The organism is Streptomyces gardneri (assembly GCF_006539185.1).
Classification (GTDB): domain Bacteria; phylum Actinomycetota; class Actinomycetes; order Streptomycetales; family Streptomycetaceae; genus Streptomyces; species Streptomyces gardneri.
This window is the reverse complement of sequence record NZ_BJMN01000012.1, coordinates 131,727-148,755: the sequence shown is the minus strand read 5'-3', so window position 1 is coordinate 148,755 and position 17,029 is coordinate 131,727. Positions and strand designations below refer to the sequence as shown.

17 protein-coding genes are annotated in these 17,029 nt (G+C 72.4%); 12 read left to right on the top strand and 5 right to left on the bottom strand.

The window, feature by feature from the left end:
* Window positions 1-265 precede the first annotated feature (265 nt).
* From rplM to glmM, 3 genes are all read left to right on the top strand, one after another.
* The gene (rplM, locus tag SGA01_RS10400) at window positions 266-709 is read left to right on the top strand and encodes a 50S ribosomal protein L13 (RefSeq protein WP_055641831.1); all 444 of its coding nucleotides are present in this window, start codon (window positions 266-268) and stop codon (window positions 707-709) included.
* 44 nt (window positions 710-753) lie between these two features.
* Window positions 754-1,266, top strand: coding sequence for a 30S ribosomal protein S9 (gene rpsI / locus SGA01_RS10395; RefSeq protein WP_015035601.1), 513 nt, complete (start codon window positions 754-756; stop codon window positions 1,264-1,266).
* A gap of 123 nt (window positions 1,267-1,389) precedes the next feature.
* Window positions 1,390-2,748 carry a phosphoglucosamine mutase gene (glmM, locus tag SGA01_RS10390; protein WP_141295679.1) on the top strand — a complete coding sequence of 453 codons (1,359 nt, stop codon included), beginning with the start codon at window positions 1,390-1,392 and terminating at the stop codon, window positions 2,746-2,748.
* 105 nt (window positions 2,749-2,853) lie between these two features.
* On the opposite strand, the gene SGA01_RS10385 is transcribed toward glmM, so the two are convergent.
* A complete protein-coding gene (locus SGA01_RS10385) occupies window positions 2,854-3,804 on the bottom strand; it encodes a DUF389 domain-containing protein (protein WP_141295675.1) in 951 nt (316 codons plus the stop codon).
* Between the two features lie 18 nt (window positions 3,805-3,822).
* On the bottom strand, window positions 3,823-4,884 hold the full coding sequence (gene coaA / locus SGA01_RS10380; protein ID WP_141295667.1) for a type I pantothenate kinase: 1,062 nt from the start codon (window positions 4,882-4,884) through the stop codon (window positions 3,823-3,825).
* A gap of 143 nt (window positions 4,885-5,027) precedes the next feature.
* On the opposite strand from coaA, the gene SGA01_RS10375 reads away from it, so the two are divergent.
* From SGA01_RS10375 to SGA01_RS10365, 3 genes are all read left to right on the top strand, one after another.
* The gene (locus SGA01_RS10375) at window positions 5,028-5,795 is read left to right on the top strand and encodes a hypothetical protein (protein WP_141295665.1); all 768 of its coding nucleotides are present in this window, start codon (window positions 5,028-5,030) and stop codon (window positions 5,793-5,795) included.
* A gap of 112 nt (window positions 5,796-5,907) precedes the next feature.
* Complete coding sequence (gene glmS / locus SGA01_RS10370; protein WP_141295663.1) at window positions 5,908-7,755, top strand: glutamine--fructose-6-phosphate transaminase (isomerizing); 1,848 nt, start codon at window positions 5,908-5,910, stop codon at window positions 7,753-7,755.
* A 7-nt stretch (window positions 7,756-7,762) separates the two neighbouring features.
* Window positions 7,763-8,131 carry a holo-ACP synthase gene (locus tag SGA01_RS10365; protein WP_141295661.1) on the top strand — a complete coding sequence of 123 codons (369 nt, stop codon included), beginning with the start codon at window positions 7,763-7,765 and terminating at the stop codon, window positions 8,129-8,131.
* Between the two features lie 109 nt (window positions 8,132-8,240).
* On the opposite strand, the gene SGA01_RS10360 is transcribed toward SGA01_RS10365, so the two are convergent.
* Both SGA01_RS10360 and SGA01_RS10355 read right to left on the bottom strand, forming a co-directional pair.
* The gene (locus SGA01_RS10360) at window positions 8,241-9,797 is read right to left on the bottom strand and encodes a YncE family protein (protein ID WP_141295658.1); all 1,557 of its coding nucleotides are present in this window, start codon (window positions 9,795-9,797) and stop codon (window positions 8,241-8,243) included.
* Complete coding sequence (locus tag SGA01_RS10355) at window positions 9,794-10,393, bottom strand: hypothetical protein (RefSeq protein ID WP_141295655.1); 600 nt, start codon at window positions 10,391-10,393, stop codon at window positions 9,794-9,796. Before SGA01_RS10355 ends, SGA01_RS10360 begins: the two co-directional genes overlap by 4 nt.
* 119 nt (window positions 10,394-10,512) lie before the next feature.
* Between SGA01_RS10355 and SGA01_RS10350 the strand changes: the two genes are divergently transcribed.
* The 6 genes from SGA01_RS10350 to SGA01_RS10325 all read left to right on the top strand — a co-directional run bounded on the left by SGA01_RS10350 (window position 10,513) and on the right by SGA01_RS10325 (window position 16,322).
* The gene (locus tag SGA01_RS10350; protein ID WP_141295652.1) at window positions 10,513-11,982 is read left to right on the top strand and encodes an NAD(P)H-hydrate dehydratase; all 1,470 of its coding nucleotides are present in this window, start codon (window positions 10,513-10,515) and stop codon (window positions 11,980-11,982) included.
* Window positions 11,983-12,084: 102 nt separating this feature from the next.
* Window positions 12,085-13,089 (top strand): L,D-transpeptidase family protein, encoded by a 1,005-nt coding sequence (locus SGA01_RS10345; RefSeq protein ID WP_229918325.1) that lies wholly within the window; start codon window positions 12,085-12,087, stop codon window positions 13,087-13,089.
* 20 nt (window positions 13,090-13,109) lie between these two features.
* Window positions 13,110-14,258: an alanine racemase gene (gene alr / locus SGA01_RS10340; RefSeq protein WP_141295649.1), complete on the top strand. Its 1,149-nt coding sequence runs from the start codon at window positions 13,110-13,112 to the stop codon at window positions 14,256-14,258.
* Between the two features lie 10 nt (window positions 14,259-14,268).
* Window positions 14,269-15,465 carry an alpha/beta fold hydrolase gene (locus SGA01_RS10335; protein ID WP_174867251.1) on the top strand — a complete coding sequence of 399 codons (1,197 nt, stop codon included), beginning with the start codon at window positions 14,269-14,271 and terminating at the stop codon, window positions 15,463-15,465.
* 10 nt (window positions 15,466-15,475) lie between these two features.
* Window positions 15,476-15,976 carry a tRNA (adenosine(37)-N6)-threonylcarbamoyltransferase complex ATPase subunit type 1 TsaE gene (gene tsaE, locus SGA01_RS10330; RefSeq protein ID WP_141295646.1) on the top strand — a complete coding sequence of 167 codons (501 nt, stop codon included), beginning with the start codon at window positions 15,476-15,478 and terminating at the stop codon, window positions 15,974-15,976.
* 154 nt (window positions 15,977-16,130) lie between these two features.
* Window positions 16,131-16,322, top strand: a complete 192-nt coding sequence (locus tag SGA01_RS10325; RefSeq protein WP_141295643.1) for a hypothetical protein — start codon at window positions 16,131-16,133, stop codon at window positions 16,320-16,322.
* Here the strand turns inward: SGA01_RS10325 and SGA01_RS10320 are convergent.
* Window positions 16,319-16,885: a hypothetical protein gene (locus tag SGA01_RS10320; protein WP_229918324.1), complete on the bottom strand. Its 567-nt coding sequence runs from the start codon at window positions 16,883-16,885 to the stop codon at window positions 16,319-16,321. The two genes, SGA01_RS10325 and SGA01_RS10320, sit on opposite strands and share 4 nt — an antisense overlap.
* Window positions 16,886-17,029: the final 144 nt, after the last annotated feature.

Below are 17,029 nucleotides of genomic sequence, written 5' to 3'. Positions count from 1 at the left end.
ACCTAGGGCTGTCGGCTGTCGGCTGTCGGGGGCCGGTGGCCGGTGGGGGCGGTGCGTTTTGACCCGTCGAGGGTGGCGCGGGTACTGTTGCGGTTTGTTATGCGTATTGGCTTCGTCGTTTTCACACGAAGAGCTCTTACGCAGGTTCCCTGGAGCAGTTACCAGTGGCTCGCATACGGGCGGTGTCCCGGCAGTGCAGGCCCCAGCTGCATGATCGCTTCAGGTGTGTCTGGACTCCATCCACTGAAGAAGCGAAGGCTACGAAGTGCGTACGTACAGCCCCAAGCCCGGCGATGTCACTCGCCAGTGGCACATCATCGACGCGCAGGACATCGTCCTGGGCCGTCTGGCGACCACGGCTGCGAACCTCCTGCGAGGCAAGCACAAGCCGGTCTACGCCCCCCACATGGACATGGGCGACTTCGTCATCATCATCAACGCTGACAAGGTCCACCTGTCCGGCAACAAGAAGACCCAGAAGCTGGCGTACCGCCACTCCGGCTTCCCGGGTGGTCTGCGCTCCGTCCGTTACGACGAGCTGCTGGACAAGAACCCCGAGAAGGCCGTCGAGAAGGCCATCAAGGGCATGATCCCCAAGAACACCCTGGGCCGCCAGATGCTCTCGAAGCTGAAGGTCTACGCGGGCGAGAACCACCCGCACGCTGCGCAGCAGCCGGTCCCGTTCGAGATCACCCAGGTCGCGCAGTAGTTCCGGCCACACCCCCTAAGAACGAAAGAAATCTGAGGAGCATCGTGGCCGAGACCACCCCCGAGACCCCCGTCGACGAGTTCGAGGGCGTTGAGGAGTACACCACCGAGACCGAGCTCGTCGAGGGTGAGTACACCTCCGAGTCGCTCGCGTCCCGCTTCGGCGACCCGCAGCCGGCCGCCGGCCTGGGCCGTCGCAAGAACGCCATTGCCCGCGTCCGGATCGTTCCGGGCACCGGCAAGTGGAAGATCAACGGTCGCACCCTTGAGGACTACTTCCCCAACAAGGTGCACCAGCAGGAAGTCAACGAGCCCTTCAAGGTGCTCGAGCTCGACAACCGCTACGACGTCATCGCCCGCATCGCGGGTGGCGGTGTCTCCGGCCAGGCCGGCGCCCTGCGCCTCGGTGTGGCCCGTGCGCTGAACGAGGCGGACGTCGAGAACAACCGCCCGGCGCTGAAGAAGGCCGGCTTCCTCTCCCGCGACGACCGTGCGGTCGAGCGCAAGAAGGCCGGTCTCAAGAAGGCCCGTAAGGCTCCGCAGTACAGCAAGCGTTAATCACGCCTGCTCGGACTGTTTTCGTACGCCCCGGCGGCACTGCCCGTGCCGTCGGGGCGTACGTTTTTTCATAACCTTTTTCATCTTTCATCAGCTTGGGCACGTATTTCTCGGAGGACAGCTGTGGGACGACTCTTCGGCACGGACGGCGTACGCGGCGTCGCCAACGCGGATCTGACGGCGGAGCTCGCGCTCGGCCTCTCTGTGGCGGCGGCGCACGTGCTGGCCGAAGCGGGCACCTTCGAGGGCCATCGGCCGACCGCCGTGGTCGGGCGGGACCCGCGCGCCTCGGGAGAGTTCCTGGAAGCGGCCGTCGTGGCGGGTCTCGCCAGCGCCGGTGTCGACGTGCTGCGCGTCGGCGTCCTCCCCACCCCCGCCGTGGCCCACCTCACCGGCGTCCTCGGCGCCGACCTCGGCGTGATGCTCTCCGCGAGCCACAACGCGATGCCCGACAACGGCATCAAGTTCTTCGCCCGCGGTGGCCACAAGCTCGCCGACGACCTCGAGGACCGCATCGAGTCCGTGTACGAGGAGCACCGCACCGGCGCTCCCTGGGCGCGCCCGACCGGTGCCGGCGTCGGCCGGGTCCGCGACTACGACGAGGGCTTCGAGACGTACGTCTCCCACCTCCTCACCGTCCTCCCCAACCGTCTCGACGGCCTCAAGGTCGTCCTCGACGAGGCCCACGGCGCCGCCGCCCACGTCTCGCCCGAGGCCTTCACCCGGGCCGGCGCCCAGGTCGTCACCATCGGTGCCGAGCCGGACGGCCTCAACATCAACGACGGCTGCGGCTCCACCCACCTGGGTCTGCTCCGCGCCGCCGTCGTCGAGCACGGTGCCGACCTCGGTATCGCGCACGACGGCGATGCCGACCGCTGCCTCGCCGTGGACGCCGCGGGCAACGAGGTCGACGGCGACCAGATCCTCGCCGTACTCTCCCTCGCCATGCGCGAGGCCGGGACGCTGCGCGGCGACACCGTCGTCGCGACCGTCATGTCCAACCTGGGCTTCAAGCTCGCCATGGAGCGCGAGGGCCTGAACCTCGTCCAGACCGCGGTAGGCGACCGCTACGTCCTGGAGTCCATGAAGGAGAACGGCTACGCGCTCGGCGGCGAGCAGTCCGGGCACGTCATCGTGCTCGACCACGCCACCACCGGCGACGGCACCCTCACCGGCCTGATGCTCGCCGCCCGGGTCGCCGCCACCGGCAAGTCCCTCGCGGAGCTCGCCGGCGTCATGGAGCGCCTGCCGCAGATCCTCATCAACGTCCCGGACGTCGACAAGTCCCGTGTGAAGACCTCCGGCGACCTCGCCGCCGCGGTCACCGCCGCCGAGACCGAGCTCGGCGCCACCGGCCGCGTCCTGCTGCGCCCCTCCGGCACCGAGCCGCTGGTCCGCGTCATGGTCGAGGCCGCGGACATCGAGCAGGCCCGCGCGGTCGCGCAGCGTCTCGCGGACGTCGTGAAGTCCGCGCTGGGCTAGGCTTTCTGAAGCACCGTCATGCAGATGACCGAGGGCCCGTCGCACCGATTCCGGTGAGGCGGGCCCTCGCGTGCGTGGAGCCTCCCAGCGCCTCCGGCGCCGGGGTCAGCCCCTCCGCAGCCGACGCTTGAGGCGTCCGCGCTGGGTCCGCCACAGCCGCTGCTGCAGGGCCAGGGTCGCCGTACCCGCCAGGATGATCCCCAGCAGGTTGAGCAGCAGCTGCCCGATCGACCCCCACATCTGCGCGAACTCGCCGTAGCTCAGCGCCACCGCCGCGTTCGCCGCCGCCGGGACCGTCGTCACCGAGATCGCCACCCCCACCAGGGCGCCCGACTTCGAGGACGTCAGGGAGAGGGTGCCGGCCGCGCCCGCAAGCAGTGCCACCACGAACGAGAACGGGTCCGGCTGCCAGATGAAGCCGGTCTGCGGGCGTTCCGCGTCCAGCATGGAGTCGCTGAACAGGCCCAGCCAGTCCATGAGCAGGCTGAACAGGGTCGTCGCCAGGATCGCCGACAGGAAGCCGATGAGCAGCGCCGTCAGCGAGCGGGCCGCCAGCCTCGGGGCCCGCTGCACGATCGCCGTGCACACCCCGGCGAGCGGGCCGAACTCCGGGCCGACCGCCATGGCGCCCACGATCAGGATCGCGTTGTCCAGGACGACACCGCAGGCCGCGATCATCGTCGCGAGCCCCATGAAGGAGAGATAGGTGAAGGAGAGCGTCGACTCCTCGTGGGTCGCCTCCGCCAGCTGCTCCCAGATCACGGCGTCCGCACCCTCGCCCGGAGCCTCCACCTCGGCCGCGTCCGCCCGGGTGGACATCGACAGGTCGATGTTCTCCACCGCGATCGACCCGTCCTGATCGATCCTCATGTCGCGCAGTCCGTGCAGCAGTTCGTCGGCCGACTCGCGGGCCGTGTCGCACATGACCAGGTCCCCGACGGGATCCCTGGCCACGCCCGGCAGCACCACGAGATGCGTGGTGCCGACCGTCGACTCGATCAGCTCGACCGCGGCCGTGGTGCGGTCCGCCGGGACGATCATCCGCAAATGCAACATTCCCAGAGCTTACGGACGTCAGAGCTTGCGGAGGCTCAGCCTCTGCACCTTGTGGTCCGAGCCCTTGCGGACGACGAGCGTCGCGCGGCCGCGGGTCGGGGCCACGTTCTCCAGCAGGTTCACCTTGTTGATGGTCCGCCACATGGTGCGGGCGTAGTCGAGGGCCTCCTCCTCGGAGACCTGGGTGTAGCGCTGGAAGTACGAGTCGGGGTTCTGGAACGCGGTGTCGCGCAGCTTGCGGAAGCGGTTGAGGTACCAGCGCTCGATGTCCTCGGGACGCGCGTCCACGTACACCGAGAAGTCGAAGTAGTCGGCGAGACCGACGCGGGTGCGGCCGTCCTTGCCGGGCAGCGCCGGCTGGAGGACGTTGAGCCCCTCCACGATGAGGATGTCGGGGCGGTTGACGACGAGCCGCTCGCCGGGCACGCGGTCGTAGATCAGGTGCGAGTAGACCGGGGCCGTGACCTCCTCCTTGCCCGCCTTGATGTCCGCGACGAAGCGGGTGAGCGCCCGGCGGTCGTACGACTCCGGGAAGCCCTTGCGGGCCATGAGGCCGCGCGCCTTCAGCTCCTCCATCGGGTAGAGGAAGGCGTCCGTGGTCACGAGCTCCACGCGCGGGTGCTCCGGCCAGCGGGCCAGGAGGGCCTGCAGGAGGCGGGAGACCGTCGACTTGCCGACGGCGACGGAGCCGGCGACCCCTATGACGAAGGGCGTGCCGCGCTGCTCCGCGCTCTCGCCGAGGAAGGTGTTGAGGGCGCCGCGGAGGCCGCTGGTGGCCTGCACGTAGAGGTTGAGCAGCCGGGAGAGCGGGAGGTAGACGTCCCGCACCTCGTCGAGGTCGATGACGTCCCCGAGGCCGCGGAGCCGCTCGACCTCGTCGGCGGTGAGGGGGAGGGGCGTCTTGTCGCGGAGGTCGCTCCACTCGGCGCGGGTGAAGTCGACGTACGGGGTCGCCTCGGACGGGCGGCGGTTGCCGGTGCCGTTCCGGGGGGTCCCGGGGGCGGGGCCCGGCCCCGGGCCCTGCTCGGGGCCGTCTCCGGGGCCGTCTCCGTTGGTGCTTCGTGGCGGCGAAGTGATCACCCAGCCATTGTCGTGGGTCGGGGGGCTTCGTGGACCGTGGGGTCGGTCACGCGACAAAAGCCTTTGTCCGGCCGTCGGGGGAGGGCGATCATGCTCATGCCGCCCACGTAGAGCACGCGAAGAGAAGCAGAGAGACACCACACATGCGTACGTACAAGAGAAGCGCCGCAGTCGCCGTCGCCGCCGTCTCCCTCGCGCTGCTCGTCACCGCCTGCGGTGCCGGGGAGAAGAGCGGTGACCAGGGCAAGGGCACCGGCAAGGAAGGCGCGCCCAGCACCTCCGCCACGAGCGCGCCCGCGGCCGAGGTGCTGTCGGCCGCCGAACTGGAGAAGCTGATCGTCGGGCAGGCCGACCTGCCGGGCCACAAGGTGCAGAAGGCCAAGGCCGGGGAGGTCCCCCTGGCCGCCGCGGTCTCCACCGACAAGCCGTCCTGCAAGCCGCTCGCCGACGTCATGTCGTACGTCGCCCCCGGAAAGCCGGGCGCCACCGTGACGCGCAAGGCCATCGAGGTGCCGAAGACCGACGGCTCGGCGGCCTCGCCGGAGGAGGCGCTGGGCGCGCTGGCGGCGCCCGTGACGGGCGTGACCCTCGGCTCGTACGACGGGCAGGGCGCCCAGGAGACCTTCGCCTCGCTGAAGACGGCCGGCACCGAGTGCGCGGGCGGCTTCACCCTCATCGGCGGCGGCGAGAAGACGAAGATCTCCGCGGTCGCGCCGGAGCCGGTGACCGCGGGCGAGGAGGCGCTCGCCTGGACGGTCACCACCGACCTGGACGGCCGGCCGTTCGTCACCAAGGTGGTCGTCTTCCGCCAGGGCGGCACCCTGGCCTCGTTCTCCACGCTCAGCCTCGGCGGCACGGTCAAGGCCCTGCCGAAGGACATCGTCGACGCGCAGGCCGCCAAGCTCGGCTGATCACGGGTCCGGCCCCGGCCCGTGGGCTCCGGGGTTCGGCGGCCGCCGACGCGCAGCCGCCGAACCCGGCCGACTCCTCCCTTCCGGGCACCTTCCGTCCTAGGCTTCCGACATGTGCGGAATCGTGGGATACGCCGGCGGTCAGTCGGCACTTGATGTGGTGGTCGCGGGCCTGAAGCGGCTCGAATACCGGGGCTACGACTCGGCCGGTGTCGCGGTGCTCTCCGACGGGGGACTCGCCGCGGCCAAGAAGGCGGGCAAGCTCGTCAACCTGGAGAAGGAGCTCGTGGACCGGCCGCTGGCCGGCGGTTCCGTGGGCATCGGACACACCCGCTGGGCCACCCACGGCGGGCCGACCGACGTCAACGCACACCCCCATCTCGACAACGCCGGGCGCGTCGCCGTCGTCCACAACGGCATCATCGAGAACTTCGCCGCCCTCAGGGAGGAGCTCGCCGACCGCGGGCACGATCTGGCCTCCGAGACCGACACCGAGGTCGTCGCCCACCTCCTCGCCGAGGAGTTCTCCTCCGCCGGGGACCTGGCGGAGGCCATGCGGCTCGTCTGCCGCCGGCTCGACGGGGCCTTCACCCTGGTCGCCGTCCACGCCGACCAGCCCGAGGTGGTCGTCGGCGCCCGCCGGAACTCCCCGCTCGTCGTCGGCGTCGGCGAGGGCGAGAACTTCCTCGCCTCCGACGTGTCCGCCTTCATCGCCCACACCCGCTCGGCGATCGAACTCGGCCAGGACCAGGTCGTCGAGCTCACCCGGGACGGCGTCACCGTCACCGACTTCGACGGCGCACCCGCCGAGGTGCGGGCCTACCACGTCGACTGGGACGCCTCCGCCGCCGAGAAGGGCGGCTACGACTACTTCATGCTCAAGGAGATCGCCGAGCAGCCCAAGGCCGTCGCCGACACCCTCCTCGGCCGGATCGACGGCTCCGGCCGGCTCACCCTCGACGAGGTGCGCATCCCCGACGCCGTGCTCCGCGAGGCCGACAAGGTCGTCATCATCGCCTGCGGCACCGCCTTCCACGCCGGGCTCATCGCCAAGTACGCCATCGAGCACTGGACCCGCATCCCCTGCGAGGTCGAGCTCGCCAGCGAGTTCCGCTACCGGGACCCGATCCTCGGGCAGAAGACCCTGGTGATCGCGATCTCGCAGTCCGGCGAGACCATGGACACGCTGATGGCGCTGCGGCACGCCCGTGAGCAGGGCGCCAAGGTGCTCGCCGTCTGCAACACGAACGGGTCGACGATCCCGCGCGAGTCCGACGCCGTGCTGTACACGCACGCCGGGCCCGAGGTCGCCGTCGCCTCGACGAAGGCCTTCCTGACGCAGCTCGTCGCCTGTTATCTGCTGGCGCTGTATCTCGGTCAGGTGCGCGGCACCAAGTGGGGCGACGAGATCCACGCCGTCGTCCGCGAGCTGGCGAGGATCGGCGACGAGGTCGAGCGGGTCCTGGAGACGATGGAGCCCGTCCGGGCCCTCGCCCGCTCCCTCGCCCACAAGGACACCGTCCTCTTCCTCGGCCGGCACGTCGGCTACCCGGTGGCCCTGGAGGGCGCGCTGAAGCTCAAGGAGCTCGCGTACATGCACGCCGAGGGCTTCGCCGCCGGAGAGCTCAAACACGGGCCGATCGCGCTCATCGAGGAGGACCTGCCGGTCGTCGTCGTGGTGCCCTCGCCCAAGGCCCGTTCCGTCCTCCACGACAAGATCGTCTCCAACATCCAGGAGATCCGGGCGCGCGGTGCGCGGACCATCGTGATCGCCGAGGAGGGCGACGAGGCGGTCGTCCCGTACGCCGACCACCTCATCCGGATCCCGGCGACGCCTACGCTGCTCCAGCCGCTGGTCTCCACGGTGCCGCTCCAGGTCTTCGCCTGCGAGCTCGCCACCGCGCGGGGCAACGAGGTCGACCAGCCGCGCAACCTGGCCAAGTCCGTGACCGTGGAGTGAGTGGGAAATGATCATTGGGGTGGGGATCGACGTGGCGGAGATCGACCGCTTCGCCGCGTCGATCGAGCGCACACCGGGGCTGCTCAAGCGCCTCTTCGTCGAGGGGGAGCTGCTGCTCCCGAGCGGCGAGCGGCGCGGGGTGGCCTCGCTCGCGGTGCGGTTCGCCGCGAAGGAGGCGCTGGCGAAGGCGCTCGGTGCGCCGGGCGGCCTGCTCTGGACGGACGCCGAGGTGTACGTCGAAGGCACCGGGCAGCCGCGGCTGCGGGTGCGCGGGACGGTGGCGGCGCGGGCGGCGGAGCTGGGCGTGCGGCACTGGCACGTCTCGCTGAGCCATGACGCGGGCGTGGCCTCAGCGGTGGTGATCGCGGAGGGGTGAATCCTTCGAGGTGTACGAGCCCGGGGCCCGGCCGTTTCCACGGTCGGGCCCCGGGCCGTACGGCGCGCGACTGCCAGGGCCGGCGTCGGGTTGCGTGTGCCGCGCGCGTCTAGGGGGTGCCGTCGTCCTCCTCCGGCGCTGCCGCTCCGCGGCGGCGGGAGCGGGACAGGACGAGGGCCGCGCCTCCGAGGGCGGCGAGGCTCGCCGCCGCGAGGGTGACGGGGAGGATACGGCTGCCGGTGGCGGCCAGGCCGCCGGTGGATCCGGTGGATCCGGTGGATCCGGTGGATCCGGTGGTGTTCGTGCTTGTGCTCGCGTGGGTGTTGGGGCCGGTGTCTTCGGTGGTGCTCGTGCCTGTGTCTGCGCCGGTGGGTGTGGGTGTGTCTGTGGGCGGTGGCGGTGGCGGTGGCGGTGTGGTCGTCGAGTCCGGGCCCGGGGCTGTGTCTGTCGGTTCCGTCGGTGTCGGTTCCGTGGTTGCCGTTGCCGTTGCCGTTGCCGTTGCCGTTGCCGTTGCCGTTGCCGTTGCCGTTGCCGTTGCCGTTGCCGTCGGAGTCGGGGTCGTGTCCGTCGGGGCCGGGGTCGTCGGTTCCGTGGTCGTCGGTTCCGGGGTCGGGCCCGTCGGCTCCTGCGTGGTGGTCGGCGTGGGTTCCGGGGTCGGTTCCGGTGGCGCCTTCCGTGCCGTCTGGGTCACGGCTCCGCCCGCCACCGTGTAGAGCGTGTGCTCCTCCGGGTCCAGGGCGAGTGCGGCGGGCCGTTCGCCCGTCGTGATCGTCTCCGTCACCTCGCCCTTCGCCGGGTCGACGACCGCCACGGACGAGGCGCCGGTCCTGGCCGCGTAGAGGGTCGAGGTCCCCGGGTCGTACGCGAGGGCCTTCGGGTTGCCGTCGACGGTGAGGGTGCCGGTGACCTTCTGCTCCCTCAGGTCGACGACGGAGACCGTGCCGGCGGCGAGGTTGGCCACGTACCCCGTGCGGCCCACCGGGTCGACCGTGACCCCCATGCTGCCGAGGGCGGTGGAGCCCAGGCTGACCGTGCCCGTGAGGCGGCCGGTGGTGCCGTCGACGGTGTTGAGGACGTTGCGGTAGACCACGGAGCCGTTCTCGACGGCGCCGCCGACGTAGGTCGCGTACCCCGTGTGGTGGGTGGTGTCGACGGCGAGGCCGGCCGGGTGGAAGGGCAGGATGACGGGCTCGCCGACGGGCGCGCCGGTGGCCGTGTCGTACACCGTCACCGACTTGGCGGCCTGGTTGCCGACGTACAGCCGTCCCTGCCCCGGGTCGGCGGCGAGATGGGTGACGCTGCCGTCGATCGCGATGCGGTGGTCGGTGAGGGTGCCGCTCGCGCTGTCGTAGGCGGCGATCCGGGTGGAGAGGCCGAGGTAGACCGTGCCGGAGGCGCCGAGGGCCATCACCGTGGCCGGGGCCGGGAGCGCGACGGGCTCGCCGACGGGGTCGCCGGTGGCCGTGGAGTAGACGGTGAGGCGGTGGGTCGTGCCGTCGCTGCTGCTCACGTAGAGGCGGTCGCCGGCCGGGTCGACCTCGGCGTCGAGGGCGCTGCCGGAGGGCGGCGTGAGGGTGCGGAGGTTCTCGTGGAGGGGTGGTGGCGGCGTCGCCGCCGTGCTCGTGAGCGCGAGCACGGCGACGGCCGTCAGGAGGGGTGTTCTCACTGGAAGGTCACCGGCACGTACACGTCGTACTTCCGGTCGGAGCTGTCGAAGTGGTCCGCGCGGGTGACGATCGCGCAGGTCACGCCCGACCGGCCGCAGGTGACGGTGTCGGAGATCTTCGCCTTGACGTGGATCTGGACGGAGAAGGAGCCGAGGCCGCCGGACTCCGTGAACGGGGAGGAGTTGGACGGGGACATCCAGTACCAGTCGCTGTTCACCCAGTGGGAGGCGCCGGTCGTGCCGGTCTCGTCCTGGCCGCCCAGGCAGGGGGTGGGCTTGCTGTTCCAGGTGGTCGGGTCGGCGGTGTTCACCCCCGCGGGTATCGCGCAGAGGCCTACGTAGACGCCCTGGTCGGGGTTGTAGCCGGAGCCGGTGACGGTGACGTTGGCGCCTGTGGCGGGGGCGGTGTTCGGGGCGGTCAGGGCGAGGTTGTAGGTGCGGGTGCCGTCCGTGACCGTGCGGTTCGCGGTGGCGGCGGAGGCGGTGGAGGCGAGACCGACGGTGAGGGCGGCGGCTGAGGCGAGGGTGAGGGCGGTACGGGCGAGGGTGCGGGTGTTGCGGGTGCCGTGGGTGCGGTTGAGGAGGCTGGTGCGCATGGCGAAGCTGCCCTTCCAGGCGGTGGCTAGTTAGGTAAGGCAAACCTAAGTTGATCGATGAGGGGGCGTCAACCCTCGTCCCCGGGCGGTGGCTTGAGGACTGCGGCAGACTGCTGACCATGCGTACCGCTCATCGCGTGGAGACCGTCCGGGCCGCCGAGGCCGCACTCATGGCCCGCCTCCCGGAAGGCGCCCTCATGCAGCGCGCCGCCGCCGGACTCGCCGCCGCCTGCGCCGGATTGCTGCCGCGGGTGTACGGGGCGAGGGTCGTGCTGCTCGTCGGCAGCGGCGACAACGGCGGCGACGCGCTGTACGCCGGAGCCCGGCTCGCCCGGCGGGGGGCCGGGGTGACGGCCGTACTGCTCGGGTCCGCGGCCCATGAGAGCGGACTCGCGGCGTTCCGGGCGGCGGGTGGACGGACCACCGACGACCCCTTCGAGGCGCTCGCCGCCGCCGACCTCGTCCTCGACGGCATCACCGGCATCGGCGGGCGGGGCGGACTCCGGCCCGACGCCGTCCCGATCGCCCGGGCCGCGCGCGGCTCGAACGCCGTCGTCGTCGCCGTCGACCTGCCGAGCGGCGTCGACGCCGACACGGGGGAGGTGACCGGGGAGGCGCTGCGGGCCGACGTGACGGTGACCTTCGGGGCGTACAAGCCGGCGCTGCTCGTCGACCCGGCGAGGGAGTACGCGGGAGCGCTGCGGTTCGTCGGCATCGGTCTCGACCCCCACCTCCCCGGCGTCCCCGAGCTGGAGGCCCTCCAGCACGAGGACGTCGCACGGCTGCTGCCCGCGCCCGGGGCCGAGAGCGACAAGTACCGGCGCGGGGTCCTCGGCATCGTCGCCGGATCCACCCGCTACCCGGGCGCGGCGGTCCTCGCGGTCTCCGGGGCGTTGCGGGGCGGGGCGGGGGCCGTGCGGTACGTCGGGCCCGCCGGGGACGCGGTGCTCGCGCGGCACCCCGAGACCCTCGTGCACTCCGGGCGCCCCGACAAGGCCGGGCGCGTGCAGGCCTGGGTCGTCGGGCCCGGGCTCGGCGAGGGGCCCGGGCCCGTCGTCGCGGTCGCCGAGGTCCTCGCCTCCGACGTGCCGGTCCTCGTCGACGCCGACGGCCTGCGGGGCCTCGACCCGGCGGTCGTACGGGCCCGCCGCCCCGCCGCCACCCTGCTCACCCCGCACGCGGGGGAGGCGGCGGCGCTGCTGGGCGTCGCACGGGAGGAGGTGGAGGCGGGGCGGCTCGCGGCGGTACGGGAGCTGGCGGGGCGTTTCGGGGCGACGGTGCTGCTCAAGGGGTCGACGACGCTGGTGTGCGGGCCGGATGGCGGGCCCGTACGGGTCAATCCGACCGGCACGCCGTGGCTCGCGACGGCCGGGAGCGGGGACGTCCTCTCGGGCCTGGCGGGCTCCCTCCTCGCGGCGGGCATCCCGGCGGTGGAGGCGGCCTCGGCCGCCGCGTACCTGCACGGCTTGGCGGCGCGGCGGGCGGCGGCGGGGCGGGGCGGTGGTGCGGGCGCGGGGCCGGTGACGGCGAGCGAGGTGGCGGAGTCCCTGCGGGGGGCCTGGCGGGACGTGGTGGCGCCGGCGTCGTAGGTGGGGCGGTTCGGTTCGGGCGGCCCCCACTCGGGCGAACCCGTTGCCCCACCCGTGGGACCCGGCGCGCTGGGAGCGCGGAGCGCGGATTGGGTGGGTGGGGTGATCAGTCGCAGAAGAAGCCGTACCGCGCCGTTGCTGTTCGGGCTCGCCGCCGTCCTCGCCCTCGGGCCGACGTCCGCCCTCGCCGACACACCCGAGCCCGTCGTGCCCGCCGCCGACGCGTCCGGGCCCGTCCCGCCTGCCGCCGTCCCGCCTGCCGCCGTCCCTCCCCTCGCCGATACGTCCGAGCCCGTCCCGCCCCCGTCAGCCGTCGACGCGCCCCCCGCCGAGGCCGACACTTCCGAGTCCGTCGACCCGCTCGTGCCCGGGGTCGTCGGTGCTGGGCGGGCCGAGTATCCGATGGACACTCCCGATCAGGTGCTGCCTCCGCTGCAGTCACAGGGGGACGTCCCCGTGCCCGAGCCGGAGGCGGATGTCGACGAGTTGGTCGAGTATCTGCCGCGCAGCGTCATCGGGGCCGCCTGTACCGCCACCACCGGGACCCATCAGCGGCAGGTCGAGCGGCTGCTGAAGCTGACGGTGGACGGCGTGCAGTCGGCCGCCGACTGCAGGGCCGTCAAGGCGTTCCAGGTACGGGAGAAGATCAAGCCCGCCAACGGGTACGCCGGGCCCGTCACCTGGGCCAGGGCCGAGCTGCTCGCCGCCCGGAAGAATCTCGACCCGGGGCGGCGCTGCCCCGTGAAGAAGTACGCCGTCGCCTGTGTCGACCTCGACCGTCAGCTGATGTGGGTACGGAAGGACAAGAAGGTCACCTTCCCGGTGGTCAACATCAGAAGCGGGCGCGTCGGATACGCGACCCGAACCGGTTGGCACGCCGTCTACTGGCGCCACAAGGACCACTGGTCCTCCATCTACAACACCCCGATGCCCTTCTCCCAGTTCTTCAGCGGCGGCCAGGCCTTCCACGCCGTCTACGGGCAGATCGCCACGCCCACCGGCAGCCGGGGCTGCGTCAATCTGAGCTACGCCAACGCCCGGAAACTCTGGGACGTCCTCCGCAAGGGTGACCGGGTCTACATCTGGGGTAAGCGGCCCGGTCGCTGACACCTGAGAGACTGGGCGCGATGACTGAGACACCTCCGCCCCGCCGAGCCCGCGCCGAGATCGACCTGCGTGCGCTGCGTGCGAACGTCCGCACGCTGCGCGCCCGCGTCGCCCCCCACGTCCGGATCATGGCCGTGGTCAAGGCCGACGCGTACGGACACGGCGCCGTCCGCTGTGCCCGCGCCGCCCTGGAAGCGGGCGCGGACTGGCTCGGTACGGCCACCCCGCACGAGGCGCTCGCCCTGCGCGCCGCCGGGATCACCGATGTCCCGGTCATGTGCTGGCTCTGGACCCCCGGCGACCCCTGGGACCAGGGCATCGAGGCCGGTCTCGACATGTCCGTGAGCGGGATGTGGGCGCTGGAGGAGGTCGTCGGGGCCGCGAAGGCGGTGGGGAAGACCGCCCGGATCCAGCTCAAGGCCGACACCGGGCTCGGGCGCAACGGCTGCCAGCCCGCCGACTGGCCCGAGCTGGTGGGGGCCGCCCTGAAGGCGGAGGTCGACGGGCTCGTCAAGGTGACCGGGCTCTGGTCGCACCTCGCCTGTGCCGACGAACCCCACCACCCCTCGATCGCCGCGCAGCTCGACGTCTTCCGTTCCCTGCTCGACCACGCCGAGCAGGCCGGTGTCCGGCCCGAGGTCCGGCACATCGCGAACTCGCCGGCCACGCTCACCCTGCCCGAGGCCCACTTCGACCTGGTCCGGCCGGGCATCGCCATCTACGGCGTCTCGCCCAGCCCCGAGCTCGGCACCTCCGCCGAGCTGGGGCTCCGGCCCGTCATGTCGCTGAAGGCGAGCGTCGCCCTGGTCAAGCACGTCCCGGCGGGGCACGGCGTGAGCTACGGCCACCACTACGTCACCGGCGCCGACACCACCCTCGGTCTCGTCCCCCTCGGCTACGCCGACGGCGTCCCCCGGCACGCCTCGGGCCGCGGTCCCGTCCTCGTCGGTGACACCGTCCGGACGGTCGCCGGGCGCGTCGCCATGGACCAGTTCGTCGTCGACCTCGGCGGGGACACTCCCGAGCCCGGCACCGAGGCCGTGCTCTTCGGCCCCGGTGACCGGGGCGAGCCGACCGCCGAGGACTGGGCGGTGGCCGCCGACACCATCGCGTACGAGATCGTCACCCGGATCGGCGCGCGCGTCCCGCGCGTCTATCTGGACGAATAGGGGAGCCGGCGTGGGCGAGTCCAGTGGCAGCGGTACGAGCAGTTGGCGGCGGGCCGGGTTCGCCGGGGCCGCGATAGGCGTCCTCGCCGCCGGCGCGGCCGCCGGAGTCGCCGTCGAGCGGCTCACGGTCGGCCGCTCCGTCCGCCAGAAGGCCCGGCTCGCCCTGGACGCCACCGGCCCGTACGGCAGCCTCCGCGGCACCTCCGGCCGGGCGCTCGCCGAGGACTCGACCGTCCTGTACTACGAGGTCGACGAGGTCGAGGCGGACACTCCGCCCGCCCGTCGCCGACGGCTCTTCGGGCGCAAGGACCCCGCCCCCGTCACCGTCGTCTTCAGCCACGGCTACTGCCTCAACCAGGACTCCTGGCACTTCCAGCGGGCCGCGCTCCGCGGTCTCGTCCGCACCGTCCACTGGGACCAGCGCAGCCACGGCCGCTCCGGCCACGGCGTCGCCCAGTCCGGGCCCGACGCGGTGCCCGTCTCCATCGACCTGCTCGGCCGCGACCTCAAGGCCGTCCTCGACGTCGCCGCGCCGGAGGGCCCGCTCGTCCTGGTCGGGCACTCGATGGGCGGCATGACGGTGATGGCGCTCGCCGAGCAGTACCCGGACTTCGTCCGCGACCGGGTCGTGGGCGTCGCCCTCGTCGGCACCTCCGCGGGGAAGCTCGCCGAGGTGTCGTACGGGCTGCCGCTCGCCGGCGTCAACGCCGTCCGGCGGGTCCTGCCGGGCGTGCTCAAGGCGCTCGGGTCGCAGGCGGAGCTGGTCGAGCGGGGGCGCCGGGCGACGGCCGACCTGTTCGCGGGGCTGATCAAGAAGTACTCGTTCTCCTCGAAGGACGTGGACCCGGCGGTCGCCCGCTTCGCGGAGCGGATGATCGAGGCGACCCCGATCGACGTGGTGGCGGAGTTCTACCCGGCCTTCGCCGAGCACGACAAGGCCGCCGCCCTCGCCGCCTTCGCGGATATGCCGGTGCTCGCGCTCGCCGGGGACAACGACCTCGTCACCCCCAGCTCGCACACCGAGGCCGTCGCCGGTCTCCTCCCGGACGCGGAGCTGGTCATCGTCCCGGACGGCGGCCACCTGGTGATGCTGGAACACCCCGAGGCCGTCACCGACCGCCTCGCCGACCTGCTGGTCCGTGCCGGTGCGGTCCCGGGGCAGGGGCCGGGGCCCGCGACGGTGAGGACCGACGCCCGCAAGAGTTAGGTTGGCGGGTATGGAAGCAGCGCACCCGCCCGTCTCCGGCGCCACCCTCGCCATCGACTCCCCCGAGCAGATGGGGGACCTCGGCCGCCGGCTCGCGAAAATCCTCCGCCCCGGCGACCTCGTCATGCTCACCGGCGAGCTCGGCGCCGGGAAGACGACCCTGACGCGCGGCCTCGGCGAGGGCCTCGGTGTGCGGGGCGCCGTCACCTCCCCGACCTTCGTCATCGCCCGTGTCCATCCGTCCCTGGTCGGCGGTCCGGCCCTCGTGCACGTCGACGCGTACCGCCTCGGCGGCGGCCTCGACGAGATGGAGGACCTCGACCTGGACGTCTCGCTGCCCGAGTCCGTGGTGGTCGTGGAGTGGGGTGACGGCAAGGTCGAGGACTTGACCGACGACCGGCTGCACGTCCTCATCCACCGCGTCACCGGCGACACCGACGACGACCGGCGCACGGTCGTGCTGCGCGGGATCGGTTCGCGCTGGGCCGACGAGGACCTCGACCTCGGCTGAGGGAGCGCGGGCAGTGCCCCGCCCGGCGGCGGCGCGTACGTCTGATCGTAGGAGCTTCCGACAACGTGTCGGGAAGATATTGCGTGGGTCGTACGTGCCGTGGTCACATGGATGCACGAGCTGGTTAGGTGTACCTAACCTACGGGAGGCATGCATGGCCACGCCAGAGCGCGCGGAAGCGCGAGCGGGAGCGGGACACGGCCGGGACCACGTGTCGATGGGCGAGCTGCTGGCGTCCTGTGCCGCCGCGCGCGCCCTGTCCACCCCGCCGCGCAGACCCGGCCCCGAGCAGGGTGAGGAAGCGGTTGCGGAGACCGTCGGAACACGGCGGGACGAAGCCGCCTAGGAGACGACGACGACCTTCGCGCCGATCGACGCGAACGTCCACAGCGCGTCCCCGTCCGCCCTCTTCATGCGGATGCCGCCGGTCTTCTTCGACGGGTCCGGCTTCGGCGTCGAGCCGTCCACCGCCGCGCTGAAGCCGATCACCACGTCCTCGTTCGTCGCGAACCGCACCACGTGCTCGATCCGCACCCCGTCCGAGCCGGTGACCGCGCCCGAGCGCGACGTCACCGTGTAGGCGCCCGGCAGCGGGTTCACCGTGCTCGGCATCACCGAGAACGCCCGGGTGGCCTTGCCCTTGGAGCTCACCAGCCACACCTTGCGGTCGGCCAGCGCGTACACGACCCGCTCGCCCGTGCCGGAGCCCGCGGGGACCGCCAGCGGGTCCTTCGCCGGCTGCTTCGGGCCGCCGCTCGGCGAGACGGACGGGACGGCCGTGCCCGGCTTCGTCGGCTTCGCCGACAGATCGGCGGGGGCGTTGGCCGAGGCCTGGTACGCGAGGACGCCGACCGCGACGACGGCCGCCGCGGTGAGCCCGGCCACGAATCCCGAGCTGCTCCTTGCCACCGTGCCCACCTCTCGTACGAACGTATCGAAGGGTGACGGTAGCAGCCGGTGCCCCCGCGGGCGGGGCGCCGTGCCCGGGGTGACGTGCGCGGGGGTGCCCGCCCACGGCTGCCGGGTACGGCTCCCGGGGCGCCGCCCGTCCCC

Bases quoted from the DNA above. Each gene is read 5' to 3' on its own strand.
- SGA01_RS10385 (WP_141295675.1), bottom strand. From the start codon at position 3,804: ATGTTGCATTTGCGGATGATCGTCCCGGCGGACCGCACCACGGCCGCG.
- SGA01_RS10375 (WP_141295665.1), top strand. From the start codon at position 5,028: ATGCGTACGTACAAGAGAAGCGCCGCAGTCGCCGTCGCCGCCGTCTCC.
- glmS (WP_141295663.1), top strand. From the start codon at position 5,908: ATGTGCGGAATCGTGGGATACGCCGGCGGTCAGTCGGCACTTGATGTG.
- SGA01_RS10365 (WP_141295661.1), top strand. From the start codon at position 7,763: ATGATCATTGGGGTGGGGATCGACGTGGCGGAGATCGACCGCTTCGCC.
- SGA01_RS10355 (WP_141295655.1), bottom strand. From the start codon at position 10,393: ATGCGCACCAGCCTCCTCAACCGCACCCACGGCACCCGCAACACCCGC.
- SGA01_RS10350 (WP_141295652.1), top strand. From the start codon at position 10,513: ATGCGTACCGCTCATCGCGTGGAGACCGTCCGGGCCGCCGAGGCCGCA.
- alr (WP_141295649.1), top strand. From the start codon at position 13,110: ATGACTGAGACACCTCCGCCCCGCCGAGCCCGCGCCGAGATCGACCTG.
- tsaE (WP_141295646.1), top strand. From the start codon at position 15,476: ATGGAAGCAGCGCACCCGCCCGTCTCCGGCGCCACCCTCGCCATCGAC.
- SGA01_RS10325 (WP_141295643.1), top strand. From the start codon at position 16,131: ATGGCCACGCCAGAGCGCGCGGAAGCGCGAGCGGGAGCGGGACACGGC.